The sequence below is a fragment of the Pseudomonas sp. R2-7-07 genome (assembly GCF_003852355.1).
GTDB lineage: Bacteria > Pseudomonadota > Gammaproteobacteria > Pseudomonadales > Pseudomonadaceae > Aquipseudomonas.
In genome coordinates, this window is record NZ_CP027759.1 from 668,170 (window position 1) to 683,621 (window position 15,452).

Sequence of the window (15,452 nt, forward strand, 5' to 3'; positions counted from 1 at the left end):
CTTCAGGCGTTTGCCTGAGGGAGCGCACCGAACAGCGCCCTCACCGTGGGCTCGTTGTATTGGTAGTTCCAGCGCAACTCGGTACCGGCAGGGATATCTTCACTGGCAAAGAATGCACTGAGGAAAAAGTTGTCCCTGGGTTGCTCGGCAATCTGTGTCGTGACGTTGAACCGCGCAACCTCTACGTTATAGCCCGTGGATGCCTGCCTGACCGGCAGATTTGCTTCGTACTCAAAAATCGTATTTATTCGCGAAAGTACGTTGTCACCCGACAAAATGACCGGCTGTGGTGCAGCGGGAATGGGTTCAAAAGGTTTGACGTCGATCAAATAGGGATCCTGCCGATAAGCCGCCACATAATACGGCACCAGTTCCCCGCCATAGACGCCGAGCGCCTCACCTTTTATCAGCGGCTTCCTGCTTATGACGGTCTGCTCGCCGATCATCACTGCCTCCTGCACACACTTTTGGTGGGCTGCGGTGAAGGGTGTCACTTCTAGTTTGTCTTCATAGAGGCGTGCAACCCGTTCATACCCTTCCCACTGCAAAAAAGGCAGGATCAGTTCCTTGCTGAAAGTTTGATCGGACGTGAGCGATTTGCTGCGGATTTGTATGCTTCTAATCCGCAATGGGCGACCTGTTAAATCGCGCAGGGGGTAGCGGCCATTGTTGGCGCGATCATAAATGCGTCGATAGTTCTGGCTGTGTTGATAGCTTCGTGTGGACCGCATGGTCTCCATCTCCTGCGGCGTATACAGGCTGTTGACCGTGCCTTCTTCTGCTGAGTCGTATTCGCTGGATGAGTGCGCCGACTCAAACTCGTCGCTAAGCTCCATCGGCTCTCCCGACGGCAAAGCAGCCGCTTGCATGCCACCCATCAACCCCTGGCTGCTCGGATCGATATCCCAGCCACCGGAGGTTTTTGCGCGCAGGTAGGGCCGGTAAGCCCGGAACGGGCTGCGGGCATCGATCAGTCGCCATTTCTGCCCTTCGGCTTTGACCTGAAAGTAGTTCCCGCCCTCCAGGACGTAATAGTGATAGCCACCGTTGGGCAGCGGAGCTGACTGATGGATACCATCAGCGCGCAGCGTCAGGCCTGCCGGGGCGGTTTGCGTGGCGAACAGTGGATCAAGCGCAATCCCGAGGGCCTGCATGGGCGCCGTTGGGGCTAGCCTGGCGAGCGGCGGCAGCGGCGGTTTGGCGATCATTGCCAGGCTATGCTGGTGGATGGCTTGTTTGAGCGTGCCTGCATTCGACTCACGCAAAAGCGCGCTGCGCTCGGCCTCGGTCAGCGTATGTTCCAGCGCGCTGAACAGCGTGCTCGGTGCATGCAGCTCTGTCGCCTCGGCGTCCTGCACGGCGTACTGTTCGCCCTGGCGGATCAGGATGTGACGCACACTGTCCTGTTCGCTGCCAATATGTCCCAGCAGCGGGCCGCTGTTATCATTCTCGTACACTTCGATGCGGCGTGCGCCTGGCCAGCCTGGCAACTGTTCCAGAGTGTGCAGCACCAGTGGCACGCTCTCGTTACTGCTCATCGAATCGAGAAAAATGCCTTTGTGGATGCGTGCGCTGCGCGCCACGTCGCGGTATTGGGTGGCTTCCCACTCTTGTGTTGACGGCAGTTTTTTCTCCTGGTGCAGGTGTTGCCGTTCCTGCGGGCTGAGGGTGGTTTCCATTTCTTCAAGGTGACGCTTGGACAGTTCGGGCATGGTTACGCGAAGGTCCTGTTCAACCTGGCTAACGGGTTCCTCGCCGTGGCTATCGAGCAACGAAAACAGGCGCTGGCGTTGTGCCGGAACGCTTTCCAGCAGGCGTGAGGCAAGGTTTTCGACCGGGGTGAAATAGTCGATGTACAGCGCAGGTAGCAGTTGATTGAATTCTTCCCGCGGCATCTGCTCCTCCAGTGCATGCAGCAGTTCGCCTTTTCTGAAGCGTGAAGCGCTCACCTCGATCGCGTTGGCGCCGCTACCGTGGCTGATCAGTACCTGTTGCCGTTCGTCGACGATTTTCAGCCGCCGGGTCGCAGGCCATTCCGGCAATGCACACACCAGGTGGAACTGGATGAAGGGGGACTGCGGTGTGACCTTAGTGCCTTCGGCGCGATCGAGGTTGAAATCGGCGATCTCCTGGTCCAGGTTGAAGTGCTTGATCGTGTCCCGCAGCAACGGCGGCGGCCTCAGCATATCCTGGTGGAGCTCGCGCAGGCCGGCGCTGTCCATGCCGCCGAGCAGCAGGATCGGCTCAACGGCGGGCTGTTTGATCGAGGCCCCGTCCGGTCCCAGGCGTTGGATCAGCTTGAGGTTGTTCCAGTCGGCGGGCGTCTCATGCTCGGCGCGCCATCCGCCGACAGAGTTGCCCCGCACGGGCGGCGCGTACGCGTCGGGGTCGGTGGGGTGGGACAGCTGCCATTGCTGGCTATCGGGCGCCCGTTGCAAGGCATGAACCTGATCATCGAGCTTCAGGTAATGCCGCTGCGCATGTTTATACAAACCCTGCTTATCCGCGACCAGGCTGTCGGGCAGCACTTTGGGATGCCGATAGGGGGTCAGGTCGGGGTTCCACAGGCGCAAGCCCTTGTTGGCCACGTGCACTTTCAGCAGTTTTACACCGAAGCCGGCGGTCTTGACCACGCCTGCGGTGGCGACTGCCATCGCGACGTCGTCCACCGCGTCGAGAAAGTCGTTCAAGGCCTCTTCGCTATCGCCGCGGCTCCAGGCGGCGAAGCCGTCATAGACGGTATTGAGCAGTTGCAAGGCGCTGACGGCCAACAGCACTTCACCGACGATTGGAATGAATGACGCGGCAAAAAACAACAGTGACTTACCCAGTTCCAGATAGCCCTGCAGACGCTTCTGCCGGCTCACCAGGTCGACGTCGGCAGTGGGCACCGCCAGGATGCGTGCGTCATTCCTGATCTGGATGATGCGTTGCGTAGCCATGTCCTGAAACACATGCGTACGGGGACCGGGGTCAGGCTGAGCGTGCTCACCAGGCTCGGGCGCGCATTCAGCGACGGTCGCGGGGCCAGATGCAACAGGCTGTCCTGATGTTGCAACGGTACCAGGCGAGTGAAAAAAGCCAGGTACTGCGGCTGTTCCAGGCGTTCGGCCAGGCCGTGGTAGAGATCCTCCCAGGTTGGATGCAGGCGAAACGCCGCGCTGGGGTCCTGGGGTGTGTAGAGAACCATCGGCAGCCCGATCGCCGACGCCTGAATCACCATGACATTGGGCAGAACAACATCCTGGAGGGTCAAAAGGCTGCACCGTATGTCGATGTTATTTCCAGTGGTCTGGAGGCTGCGCAGCTGCAGAAACTGCCAGGTGGTGAACGCCTTCTGCAGGTAGGCGATATGCAGTGCGACCCCAAAGGCAAGCTGCTCTTGACTGGACAAGAGTTGCATGACCTCGGCGGCGGTACGGGACGTGCCGGAGTTGGGCGCGGGTTCAAGCACGTTATCGATATGCGCGAGGTACTGGCTGCCGATATCCAGGTTGCGGCAGACGCTGGCGAAGCGTGTCGCAGCAATAATGCTCAGCACTTCGCCGGTGGGGCCGGGATTGTAAATGGCGGTGCCTGTTTCCATGCCGCCGGTCTCGGCTTCGGTCGCTTCGAAATTCTGCAGGGCCGCTTCCAGCAGCGTCTGCCGGGTGGTGCGGGCGTGTGTACGGATCAGGCCCAACAGGTGATGGTTTTTCCATTCACGGGACAGGATGGCGTTTTCATCGTCCTGCAAACCGAAAAACTCGGTTCGCAGGGTCTGGCGTAACAAAGGCCGGGCAAACTCCTCGGGGTTCTGCAGTTCATCCATCAGGGCCTTGAGGTCGTGCCTGGCCTGATTGCTGCTGATCAGGTCGCGGCGAAAATCGGCGAGCTGCGAAGCCGGCGCCTGGGTCAGCCAGGCCGGTAAGTTGGATTTGATGAATGCCTTGTGGGGCGATTGTGGCAAGGGACTGCTCATGGGCTAGGCCATCCGGAGTGATGATTGACCTGCCGCAGATTACCCATGGAATTTTCGATCAACGGTTAACGGATTAGCCCCCGCGCGTTCTATTAAAGGAGCGTGGTCTGCAGCCCCGTGAGCCTATGGCTTAAAAGCCGACCGCCATCGTCGGAATTGGTCAAAATTTGTGCTATATTCCGCGCCCGCGATTTTTCATCTCAACACCGGTCACCGTCATGCAAACAGCCAAGCCGTTATTTGACTATCCCAAGTACTGGGCCGAATGTTTCGGTCCTGCGCCATTCCTGCCGATGAGCAGGGAGGAGATGGATCAGCTTGGCTGGGATTCATGCGATATCATCATCGTCACCGGTGATGCCTACGTTGACCATCCGTCGTTCGGCATGGCGATCATCGGCCGGCTGCTGGAGTCCCAGGGCTTTCGCGTCGGGATCATTGCCCAGCCGAACTGGCAGTCCAAAGACGACTTCATGAAGCTCGGCGAGCCGAACCTGTTTTTCGGCGTCGCGGCCGGCAACATGGACTCGATGATCAACCGCTACACCGCCGACAAGAAAATCCGTTCCGACGACGCCTACACCCCAGGCGGCATGGCCGGCAAACGCCCGGACCGCGCCAGCCTGGTGTACAGCCAGCGCTGCAAGGAAGCCTACAAGAACGTGCCGATCGTGCTCGGCGGCATTGAGGCCTCCCTGCGCCGCATCGCCCACTATGACTACTGGCAGGACCGCGTGCGCAACTCGATCCTGATCGACGCCACCGCCGATATCCTGCTGTATGGCAACGCCGAGCGCGCGATTGTCGAAGTCGCCCAGCGCCTGTCGTGGGGCCACAAGATCGAAGACATCACCGATGTGCGCGGCACCGCGTTCATTCGTCGTGATACTCCGGCCGGCTGGTACGAAGTGGACTCCACGCGCATCGACCGTCCGGGCAAGGTCGACAAGATCATCAACCCGTACGTCAATACCCAGGACACCCAGGCTTGCGCTATCGAGCAAGAGAAAGGCCCTGTCGACGATCCGGAAGAAGCCAAGGTCGTGCAGATCCTGGCCAGCCCGCGCATGACCCGCGACAAGACCGTGATCCGCCTGCCGTCGGTGGAAAAAGTCCGTGGCGACGCGGTGCTCTACGCCCACGCCAACCGCGTGTTGCACCTGGAAACCAACCCAGGCAACGCCCGCGCCCTGGTGCAGAAGCACGGTGAAGTGGACGTGTGGTTCAACCCGCCGCCCATTCCCATGACCACTGAAGAAATGGACTACGTGTTCGGCATGCCGTACGCACGCGTACCGCACCCGGCGTATGGCAAGGAGAAAATTCCGGCCTACGACATGATCCGTTTCTCGGTGAATATCATGCGTGGCTGCTTCGGCGGCTGCACCTTCTGCTCGATCACCGAGCACGAAGGCCGCATCATCCAGAACCGTTCCGAAGAGTCGATCATTCGCGAAATCGAAGAGATCCGCGACAAGGTGCCGGGCTTTACCGGGGTGATTTCCGACCTCGGCGGCCCGACCGCAAACATGTACCGCATCGCCTGCAAGAGCCCGGAAATCGAATCCGCGTGCCGCAAGCCTTCGTGCGTGTTCCCCGGCATCTGCCCTAACCTGAACACCGACCACTCCTCCTTGATCCAGCTGTACCGCAGCGCCCGTGCGTTGCCGGGTGTGAAGAAGATCCTGATTGCCTCCGGCCTGCGCTATGACCTGGCCGTCGAGTCGCCGGAATATGTGAAAGAGCTGGTTACCCACCACGTTGGCGGCTACCTGAAGATCGCCCCGGAGCACACCGAGGAAGGTCCGCTCAACCAGATGATGAAACCGGGCATCGGCAGCTATGACAAGTTCAAGCGCATGTTCGAGAAGTACACCAAGGAAGCGGGTAAGGAGCAGTACCTGATCCCGTACTTCATCGCCGCCCACCCCGGCACCACCGATGAAGACATGATGAACCTGGCCCTGTGGCTCAAGGGCAACGGCTTCCGCGCCGACCAGGTGCAGGCGTTCTACCCGTCGCCGATGGCCACCGCTACCGCGATGTACCACTCGGGCAAGAACCCGCTGCGCAAGGTCACCTACAAGAGCGACGCGGTAACCATCGTCAAGAGCGAGGAGCAGCGCCGTCTGCACAAGGCGTTCCTGCGCTACCACGACCCGAAAGGCTGGCCGATGCTGCGTGAAGCGCTGACCCGCATGGGCCGCGCCGACCTGATCGGGCCGGGCAAGGACCAACTGATCCCGCTGCACCAGCCGTCCACCGACAGCTACCAGAGCGCCCGTCGCAAGAACTCGACGCCGGCCGGCAGCCATAAGGTCGCCAAGGAAACCACCACCAAAATTCTCACCCAGCACACCGGCCTGCCACCCCGTGGCAGCGACGGCAGCAACCCGTGGGACAAGCGTGAACAAGCCAAGGCAGCGGCCCAGGCGCGGAACAAGCAGGCGGCGAAGGAACGTACCGATGCGGCGAAGGGCAAAGGCGGCAAGCCTGCGCGTAAGCCGGTTGTGCCGCGTTGATCGCAACCTGAACATGCCAAACGCCAGCCTAGTGCTGGCGTTTTGCTTTCTGGCCGGTGGTGAGCCTGTTTGGTAAGGTGGCGGGCATTGGATCGCTATCGGGAGCAAGTCCCCTCCCACATTCTGACCTGTGAATACATTCAAAATGTGGGAGGGGGCTTGCTCCCGATAGCGCCCGTCCAGTCCCCACCCAAACCAAGGAAGAACGCCCCATGAGCAACCCCCTGCTCACCATCGGCATGGACTCCAACCGCTCCCAGTTCATGGCGCGCCAGCGTATTGAAAGCCAGATCAACCTGCCGCGCCTGTTCGCGGCCATCGACGCCGATCCAGGCATCGTTGGCGCAGGCGTTGTCTACATCGACGCCGACTTCAACGTCATTACCCTGCGCGAATTCAAGCCCATCTGCAGCATCCAGCCCAAGCGCATCATCCTGCGGGAGGCGCAGAAATACGTTGCACCCACACAATTCGCTCAACATGTGACGAGCAACCCCAGAGAGTCCAGGCTGATCGGCGAGGCTGTGAACACCGGTATCTCTTGTCTGGGCGCTGTCATCAGTTGGGCTGCGATTGCCAGCGGTACTCTCCTGGTGCCGTTCAGTGCGGGCGCCAGTTCCGTCGTTGTGGTGATAGGGTACGCGGCGGCGGGCGCGAGTTCGCTGCAATGCATCAATGGCCTTGCCCGCACGACGCTTGAGGTGGCCAAGCCCGAGGTCAACGATTGGCTCGACAGTGAAGGCTGGTACCAGAATGCTTCCATTGTGCTCGACGCAGCGTCGCTGGTCGGCGTGGGCGCTTCGACCCTCACGACGGTCAAGCTGGTCAGGGCCGCTAAAGCCTCGACGGGCAAGAGCCTGCGTGATGTGCTGCGCGGTTTGAATCGCCAGGAAAGAGCCAGGCTGACGAAAGAGCTGCTGAGCATCAACCATCCCAGCTTGACCGCGAAGATGCTCAAGTTGAGGCAGGCGTCGGGTGAACTCACCAAGCGTTTCACCCCTACGCAGCTCAAGCACGGCACAACGACCCAGATTAAGGACGCCCTGAGCGCAGTAGTAGGGTTCGGCGGGAGCGCCTACTCCGGAAACGTCAATACCATCGCGATCGGGCTGTACGAGGAAGTAAAAGAATGGGCGAATTGATGACGCTCCGGGACTTTTTCAGGCATTACTTTCTGACGTTTCTGGGCGGCGTATTTGCGGCGTATTTTTCATTGGCGTTGGCCGTGGCGCTGGCGTTCGTCACCTATTTTGATGATGCGCCCCTTGCTCAAGTCGGGCTCAAGATCATGCTGGCCGGGGCGGTGTTCACGCTGCTGACGGTGCATAGCAACTTTATGATCTTGCGCGGTAAGCCCGCTTGGACATGGGTGATGGTCGGTATCTACGTCGCCTGCCTGCTGTTTGTGTTGCCGATGATCCAATACGGCCCTCATCGTGTTCTTTATGGGTTGGCGCTGGTTTTTCCACTGTTCGGGCTGCTGATACTCAACAGCAAGGGGCAGCGCGAGATGCGCGCCAAACTCGTTGAAATTCGCCACCTGCGCCAAGCCCTCGGCGCCAGGCACAAGGCCCCATGACTGGGTAGATTCGCCACCTCCCTCCAAAGGTTCGCCACAAATATGTGCGGCGGCTGCACCATGGCACGTACGATGGCGTTGTTTTGGTGCTGTACTGCACCGGGCTCCACGATAAAGCGCAATGACTGCCGCTCTGGCATAAGTCTTGCGCGCGTTGTGCCCATGCCCTGGCTCGCAGGAGGCCGCCGTGTCGATTCATGTCGCGTTGCACCACGTTACGCATTACCGCTACGACCGCGCTGTCGAACTCGGGCCGCAGATTGTGCGCTTGCGCCCGGCTGCCCACAGCCGCACGCGGATTTTGTCCTATGCGCTGAAAGTGCTGCCCGAGCAGCATTTCATCAACTGGCAGCAAGACCCCCAGGGCAACTACCTGGCACGCCTGGTGTTTCCGGAAAAGACTGACCAGCTGCGCATCGAAGTCGATCTGGTCGCCGAGATGGCGGTCTTCAACCCTTTCGACTTTTTCCTCGAGCCCTGCGCCGAGAACATCCCTTTCAGCTACGCCGCCGATGAGCAGCGCGAGCTGGCGCCTTACCTGGAAACCTTGCCGCTGACGCCGAAGTTTGCCGCCTACCTGGCCGGTATCGACCGCACACCGTTGCCGGCCGTGGATTTCCTGGTCGGGCTCAACCAGCGCCTGGCCGCCGATATCGGCTACCTGATCCGCATGGAACCGGGCGTGCAAACCCCGGAATTCACCCTGGAAAACGCCTCGGGCTCGTGCCGCGATTCGGCCTGGCTGCTGGTGCAACTGCTGCGCAACCTGGGGCTGGCAGCGCGGTTTGTCTCTGGCTACCTGATCCAGCTCACCGCCGACGTCAAAGCCCTGGACGGCCCCTCCGGTACCGAAGTGGACTTCACTGACCTGCACGCCTGGTGCGAGGTGTATCTACCCGGCGCCGGCTGGATCGGCCTGGATGCCACCTCCGGGTTGTTCGCCGGTGAAGGGCATATTCCTTTGGCTTGCAGTCCCGATCCGTCGTCTGCCGCACCCATCAGTGGCTTGGTGGAACCGTGCGAGTGCGAATTCACTCACGAAATGTCAGTAGAACGGATCTGGGAAGCCCCACGGGTCACCAAGCCCTACACCGAAGAGCAGTGGCTGGCGATCCAGGCCCTGGGTCGGCAGATCGATGGTGACCTGCTCAGGGACGATGTGCGCCTGACCATGGGCGGCGAACCGACATTCGTGTCCATCGACGACCCCGACGGCGCCGAGTGGAACACCGCCGCCCTGGGGCCGGACAAACGTCGCTTGTCCGCTGAACTGTTCCAACGCCTGCGCAAGCACTACGCGCCCCAGGGCCTGGTGCACTTCGGCCAGGGCAAGTGGTACCCCGGCGAGCAATTGCCGCGCTGGTCGCTTAACTGCTACTGGCGCCGCGATGGGGTGCCGATCTGGCACAACAGTGCGCTGATCGCCGATGAGCAAGCAGACTATGGCGCGGATGGCCTGTTGGCCGGGCGCTTCCTGGCCAGCGTCGCCGAACGCCTCAAGCTACCGGTGCACTTTGTGTTTCCGGCGTTCGAAGACAATTTCTACTACCTGTGGCGCGAAGGTGCGCTACCGCAAAACGTCAGCGCCCAGGACCCGCGCCTGAGCGACGATCTAGAACGCGAACGCCTGCGCAAAGTCTTCGGCCAAGGCCTGGATAAAATCATCGGCCAGGTGCTGCCGCTGGCGCGCACCGCCGCCAATGATCGCTGGCAGAGCGGGCGCTGGTACCTGCGCGACAATCACTGCCGCCTGGTGCCGGGTGACTCGCCGTTGGGTTATCGGCTGCCGTTGGCCTCGCAACCTTGGGTGACGGCAGCGGAATATCCGTTCGTGCATCCGACCGACCCGAATCAGGATCAACCGCAACTGCCGACCACCGCGCAACTGCAAAGCCATGGCGAGCCCGCGCCGAGTGAGGAGCGTGAGCCACAGCTGGATGAATCCGCCGACTGGCTGACCCGCACCGCGCTGTGTGCCGAAGCACGGGAAGGGCGCCTCTATCTGTTCATGCCGCCGCTGGAGCGCGTGGAAGACTATCTGGAGCTGGTGACGGCCATTGAGGCCACCGCTGAAGAACTGCATTGCCCGGTGTTGCTGGAGGGCTATGAGCCGCCGGCCGATACGCGCCTGAGCAACTTTCGCGTCACGCCGGACCCTGGCGTGATCGAGGTCAACGTACAGCCGTCCGCCACCTGGGACGAGTTGGTGGAGCGCACCGAGTTTCTTTACGAAGAAGCGCGGCAAACCCGCCTGACCACCGAGAAATTCATGATCGACGGCCGCCACACCGGCACCGGCGGCGGCAACCATTTCGTGTTGGGCGGCGCGACACCCAAGGACTCACCGTTCCTGCGCCGGCCCGACCTGCTGCGCAGCCTGATCAGTTACTGGCACAACCATCCATCGTTGTCCTATCTGTTTTCCGGCCTGTTTATCGGCCCGACATCCCAGGCACCACGGGTGGATGAAGCGCGCAACGACGCGCTGTATGAGCTGGAAATCGCCTTTGCGCAAATGCCCGCGCCGGGCGAAGAGTGCCCGCCCTGGCTGGTCGACCGGCTGCTGCGCAACCTGCTGATCGACGTGACGGGCAATACCCATCGTGCCGAGTTCTGCATCGACAAGCTCTATTCCCCCGACGGCGCCACCGGCCGTCTGGGTCTGCTGGAACTGCGCGCATTTGAAATGCCGCCCCATGCGCGCATGAGCCTCACCCAGCAGTTGCTGTTGCGGGCGCTGGTCGCGCGTTTCTGGCGTGAACCTTACGCGCCACCGAAGCTGGCGCGCTGGGGCACCGAACTGCATGACCGCTATTTGCTGCCGCACTTTATCGAACAGGATTTCGCGGATGTGATCGTCGAGCTCAACGCCGCCGGTTATCCGCTGCGCGCCGAGTGGTTCGCCGCGCATCTGGAGTTCCGTTTCCCCAAGGTCGGCGACTATGCCGTCAGTGGTATCGAGCTGGAGCTGCGCCAGGCCCTGGAACCCTGGCATGTGCTGGGCGAGGAGGGCGCGGTGGGCGGCACGGTGCGTTATGTGGATTCGTCCCTGGAACGCCTGCAGGTGAAGTTGAGCGGCTTGCCGCCGCAACGCTACCTGCTGACCTGCAATGGCATCCCGGTACCGCTGCAGCCCACCGGCCGCGTCGGCGAGTTCGTCGCCGGCGTGCGTTACCGCGCTTGGCAGCCGTCCAACTGCCTGCAACCGACCATCGCCGTGCATGCACCGCTGGTGTTCGACCTGCTGGACACCTGGATGCAGCGCTCGCTGGGCGGCTGCCAGTATCATGTGGCCCATCCGGGCGGGCGCAATTACGACAGCCTGCCGGTGAATGCCAATGAAGCCGAGAGCCGGCGGATGGCGCGGTTTTTCCGCTTGGGGCATAGTCCAGGCAAGCTGGACGTACCAACTGTCGTTATCAACGATGAATTGCCAATGACCCTGGATTTACGCCGCTTCCCCAATAAAAATGATTGAATGCGATCCAAATGTGGGAGGGGGCTTGCTCCCGATAGCGGTCTGTCAGTCAGAATATCTGTTGCTGATGCACCGCCATCGGGAGCAAGCCCCCCCCCACAGGGGATTTGCAGTGTTTGTTGAGTTAACCTGACTTCCCTTGCCTCTGCCGAGCGTTCCATGTCCGATTTGCTCGACCGTTACCCCCTGACCCCAGGCACCTATCACGAACTGCTGGATGACAGCGGCGCAGTGCGTGCCCATTGGCAGCGCCTGCTCGACCACCTGCAACGCAGCACGCCGGCCCAACTGGCCCAGCGCCAGGCATTGCTGACCCGGCAGATTCAGGAAAACGGCGTGACCTACAACGTCTACGCCGACCCCAAGGGCGCCGATCGTCCGTGGGAACTGGACCTGTTGCCCCATGTGCTGGCTGCTGATGAGTGGCAGCACCTGTCGGCCGGTATCGCCCAGCGGGCGCGTCTGCTCAATGCCGTCCTCGCCGACCTCTATGGCCCGCAGCGCCTGATCAAAGAAGGCCTGCTGCCCGCCGAGCTGGTCTTTGGCCACAACAACTTTCTCTGGCCGTGCCAGGGTATCCAGCCGCCGGACGGGACCTTTCTGCACCTGTTCGCCGTGGACCTGGCCCGCACGCCGGATGGTCGCTGGTGGGTGACTGCCGACCGAACCCAAGCCCCGTCGGGCGCCGGCTACGCCCTGGAAAACCGTACCATCGTGTCCCGCGCCTTCCCGGATCTGTACCGTGACCTGCAGGTGCAACACCTCACCGGTTTCTTCCGCACCCTCCAGGACACCTTGGCCCGCCAGGCGCCCGGCGATGACCAGCCGCCGCTGATCGTGCTGCTCACGCCGGGGCGCTTCAACGAAAGCTATTTCGAGCATCTCTACCTCGCCCGTCAGCTCGGTTACCCGCTGGTGGAAGGCGGCGACCTCACCGTGCGTGACAGCACGGTGTTCCTCAAGACCCTCAGTGGCCTGCGCCGCGTCAACGCGATCATGCGTCGCCTGGACGACGACTTTTGCGACCCCCTGGAGCTGCGCACCGATTCGGCCCTCGGCGTACCCGGCCTGCTCGATGCCGTGCGCCAAGGCAATGTGCTGGTGGCCAATGCCCTGGGCAGCGGCGTGCTGGAGTCGCCGGGGCTGCTCGGTTTCCTGCCGAAGATCAACGAGTTTTTATTTGGTGAACAACTGATCCTGCCGTCCATCGCCACCTGGTGGTGCGGTGAGGCGCCGGTGCTGGCCGAGGCGCTGGAAAAGCTGCCGCAGTTGCTGATCAAACCGGCGTTCCCCTCGCAGAGTTTTGCCCCGGTATTCGGGCGCGACCTGAACGCCGAACAACGCCAGGCCCTGGCCGAACGCATGCGCGCGCGGCCCTACGCCTACGTTGCCCAGGAATTGGCGCAGCTGTCCCAGGCGCCGGTGTGGCACACCGTGGATGACCACTTGCAACATCGTGCCATCGGCATGCGCGTGTACGCCGTGGCCAGTGACGACGGCTACCGCGTACTGCCCGGCGGCTTGACCCGCGTGGCCGCCGACGCCGACGCCGAAGTGGTGTCGATGCAGCGCGGCGGTGCGAGCAAGGACACCTGGGTACTCGGCGAACGTGCCCCCGGTGGCGAGCAATGGCGCGCCCAGCGCGCGATCGGCGCACACGACCTGGTGCGCCGCGATCCGTATCTGCCGTCACGCGTGGTGGAAAACCTGTTTTGGTTTGGCCGTTATTGCGAGCGCTGCGATGACAGCGCGCGCTGGTTGCGCATCGTGCTGGCGCGCTATGTCGACGGTGACGATCCGTTGGCGCTACAGGCGGCGGTGGAGCTGGGTGAGAGCCTGCGATTGTTGCCGGATGAAGGGGCGCTTCCCGAACGCTTGCTGGCCGCGTTGCTCGGCGATGATTGGCCGTCGAGCCTGCGCGCCAATTTGCAGCGTTTGCAGTGGGCGGCGTCCCAGGTGCGCGGCAAGTTGTCCCGGGAAAACTGGCAGGCCCTGGTGGAGCTGCAACGCGAAGCCCTGCAATTGGAGAGCGAAACCCCGGACTTCGGCGAGTTGCTGGATTTCCTCAACCGCCTGGTGATGTCCCTGGCGGCGCTGTCGGGGTTTGCCCTGGACGATATGACCCGCGATGAAGGCTGGCGCTTCTTGATGATGGGCCGGCGTATCGAGCGCCTGCAGTTTCTCAGCAGCAGCCTTGCGGCGTTCCTGCGCGGTGTGGCGGTATTCGATCAGGCCGGGCTGGAGTGGTTGCTGGAGCTGGGCAACAGCAGCATCACCTACCGCTCGCGTTACCTGGCGGTGCCGCAACTGATTCCGGTGCTCGACCTGCTGTTGCTCGACGAGCAGAACCCCCATGCGGTGCTGTTCCAGCTGAAACTGGTGAGCCGTACCTTGCGGCGCTTGAACGATGATTTCGGCGTGCCACGGGAAACCGGCCTGGGGCCGTTGGTGGAGCAGTTGGCGCGCTTTGACCTGGGTTGCCTGGAGAACCCGCTGTTCGGTGAATCCAGCGTGCGCGCCGCGTTGGACGGCCTGGCCGACCTGCTGCAAGCGGTGGCCGATGAGAGCGGGCAAGTGTCGGATCGCCTGGCCTTGCGTCACTTTGCCCATGTAGATGATGTCAGCCAGCAAACGGTGTCGGTGTGATGAGTGCGCGCTACCAGATTTTCCATGACACCCATTATCACTACGACAGCCCGGTGTCCCTGGCCCAGCAGCTGGCGCATTTATGGCCACGGCCCTGTGCGTGGCAACGCTGCACCTGGCAAACCCTGGATATCAGCCCGCCGCCTTCTTCACGCCGCGATGAACTGGACGTATTCGGCAACCCGATCACGCGCCTGGCGTTCGAGCGGCCCCATGATGAACTGCTGGTCAATGCCGGGCTGACCGTGGAAGTGCTGGCGCGACCCGCGTTGGACTTCCGGCAATCGCCGCCATGGGACCGAACCCGTGACAGCCTCACCTACAGCAGCCAACCGCTGTCGCTGGAGGTGATCGAAGCCTGCCGCTATCGCTTCGAATCGCCTTACGTGCATTTGAAAAAAACCTTCGTCGAATTCTCCGAAAGCTGCTTCCCGCCTGGCGCGCCCTTGTTGATAGGCGTGCAGGCATTGATGCACAAGATCTTCAGCGAATTCACCTTCGATGCCGAAGCCACGCAAGTTGCCACGCCGCTGGTGGAAGTGCTGGAACGCCGTCGCGGCGTGTGCCAGGACTTCGCCCACCTGATGCTCGCCTGCCTGCGTTCGCGCGGGCTGGCGGCACGCTATATCAGCGGCTACCTGCTGACCCAGCCACCGCCCGGCCAGCCACGGCTGATCGGCGCCGATGCGTCGCATGCATGGGTGTCGGTGTTCTGCCCGGAGTCGGGCTGGGTGGATTTTGATCCGACGAATAATGTGCAGCCGGCGCTGGAGCACATCACCCTGGCGTGGGGCCGGGATTTTTCCGATGTGTCGCCGTTGCGAGGGGTGATCCTGGGAGGAGGGAGCCATGACCCGGAGGTGCGGGTGACGGTAATGCCGCTGATGTAACGGGATCGTTCCCACGCTCTGCGTGGGAACGCCTGCGGTGACGCTCAGCGTCACTGTGCGCCGGGACGCGGAACGTCCAAGGCTGCATTCCCACGCAGAGCGTGGGAACGATCAATTATTCAGCCGGGTCTTTCGGGGTTTCAGTCTCGTCTGCTGCCACTTCACCTTCCGCATCCGGGTTCAGTGCACCTGCTTCTTCATCTGCAGCGGCTTTCTTGCGTTGCAGCTTTTCCTCTTTCTTCTGTTCCTTGGCCAAGTCTCTCTGACGTTTGGCGAAGGAGTAATTAGGTTTGGCCATGGGCGATCCTCTAGGGTACGAAGGTGAGGGTGGGCGGCGCGCGGCTGCCTTGGGTCGCTATGGTAGCAGCTTAGCAGC

9 protein-coding genes are annotated in these 15,452 nt (G+C 61.9%); 6 read left to right on the forward strand and 3 right to left on the reverse strand.

Annotated elements, in window-relative coordinates:
- Positions 1 to 2 precede the first annotated feature (2 nt).
- Together C4J86_RS02790 and C4J86_RS26950 are read right to left on the reverse strand one after the other, a co-directional pair.
- The gene (locus C4J86_RS02790; RefSeq protein WP_256681720.1) at positions 3 to 2,942 is read right to left on the reverse strand and encodes a DUF6543 domain-containing protein; all 2,940 of its coding nucleotides are present in this window, start codon (positions 2,940 to 2,942) and stop codon (positions 3 to 5) included.
- Positions 2,864 to 3,961 (reverse strand): dermonecrotic toxin domain-containing protein, encoded by a 1,098-nt coding sequence (locus tag C4J86_RS26950; RefSeq protein WP_256681721.1) that lies wholly within the window; start codon positions 3,959 to 3,961, stop codon positions 2,864 to 2,866. Before C4J86_RS26950 ends, C4J86_RS02790 begins: the two co-directional genes overlap by 79 nt.
- A 218-nt stretch (positions 3,962 to 4,179) precedes the next feature.
- On the opposite strand from C4J86_RS26950, the gene C4J86_RS02795 reads away from it, so the two are divergent.
- From C4J86_RS02795 to C4J86_RS02820, 6 genes are all read left to right on the forward strand, one after another.
- The gene (locus C4J86_RS02795; protein WP_012721927.1) at positions 4,180 to 6,483 is read left to right on the forward strand and encodes a YgiQ family radical SAM protein; all 2,304 of its coding nucleotides are present in this window, start codon (positions 4,180 to 4,182) and stop codon (positions 6,481 to 6,483) included.
- Positions 6,484 to 6,695: 212 nt separating this feature from the next.
- Positions 6,696 to 7,625 carry an NAD synthetase gene (locus C4J86_RS02800; protein WP_124369397.1) on the forward strand — a complete coding sequence of 310 codons (930 nt, stop codon included), beginning with the start codon at positions 6,696 to 6,698 and terminating at the stop codon, positions 7,623 to 7,625.
- Complete coding sequence (locus tag C4J86_RS02805) at positions 7,613 to 8,062, forward strand: hypothetical protein (RefSeq protein WP_124365636.1); 450 nt, start codon at positions 7,613 to 7,615, stop codon at positions 8,060 to 8,062. The genes C4J86_RS02800 and C4J86_RS02805 overlap by 13 nt, the downstream gene beginning before the upstream one ends.
- A 187-nt stretch (positions 8,063 to 8,249) precedes the next feature.
- Positions 8,250 to 11,540, forward strand: coding sequence for a DUF2126 domain-containing protein (locus C4J86_RS02810; RefSeq protein ID WP_124369398.1), 3,291 nt, complete (start codon positions 8,250 to 8,252; stop codon positions 11,538 to 11,540).
- Positions 11,541 to 11,699: 159 nt separating this feature from the next.
- Entirely contained in the window at positions 11,700 to 14,186 is a 2,487-nt protein-coding gene (locus tag C4J86_RS02815; RefSeq protein ID WP_124369399.1) for a circularly permuted type 2 ATP-grasp protein, read from the forward strand.
- Positions 14,186 to 15,076 carry a transglutaminase family protein gene (locus C4J86_RS02820; protein WP_124369400.1) on the forward strand — a complete coding sequence of 297 codons (891 nt, stop codon included), beginning with the start codon at positions 14,186 to 14,188 and terminating at the stop codon, positions 15,074 to 15,076. The genes C4J86_RS02815 and C4J86_RS02820 overlap by 1 nt, the downstream gene beginning before the upstream one ends.
- Positions 15,077 to 15,191: 115 nt before the next feature.
- On the opposite strand, the gene C4J86_RS02825 is transcribed toward C4J86_RS02820, so the two are convergent.
- Positions 15,192 to 15,374: a hypothetical protein gene (locus C4J86_RS02825; protein ID WP_057724239.1), complete on the reverse strand. Its 183-nt coding sequence runs from the start codon at positions 15,372 to 15,374 to the stop codon at positions 15,192 to 15,194.
- Positions 15,375 to 15,452: the final 78 nt, after the last annotated feature.

Bases quoted from the DNA above. Each gene is read 5' to 3' on its own strand.
- C4J86_RS02820 (WP_124369400.1), top strand. From the start codon at position 14,186: ATGAGTGCGCGCTACCAGATTTTCCATGACACCCATTATCACTACGAC.
- C4J86_RS02800 (WP_124369397.1), top strand. From the start codon at position 6,696: ATGAGCAACCCCCTGCTCACCATCGGCATGGACTCCAACCGCTCCCAG.
- C4J86_RS02825 (WP_057724239.1), bottom strand. From the start codon at position 15,374: ATGGCCAAACCTAATTACTCCTTCGCCAAACGTCAGAGAGACTTGGCC.
- C4J86_RS02790 (WP_256681720.1), bottom strand. From the start codon at position 2,942: ATGGCTACGCAACGCATCATCCAGATCAGGAATGACGCACGCATCCTG.
- C4J86_RS02795 (WP_012721927.1), top strand. From the start codon at position 4,180: ATGCAAACAGCCAAGCCGTTATTTGACTATCCCAAGTACTGGGCCGAA.
- C4J86_RS02815 (WP_124369399.1), top strand. From the start codon at position 11,700: ATGTCCGATTTGCTCGACCGTTACCCCCTGACCCCAGGCACCTATCAC.
- C4J86_RS02805 (WP_124365636.1), top strand. From the start codon at position 7,613: ATGGGCGAATTGATGACGCTCCGGGACTTTTTCAGGCATTACTTTCTG.
- C4J86_RS26950 (WP_256681721.1), bottom strand. From the start codon at position 3,961: ATGAGCAGTCCCTTGCCACAATCGCCCCACAAGGCATTCATCAAATCC.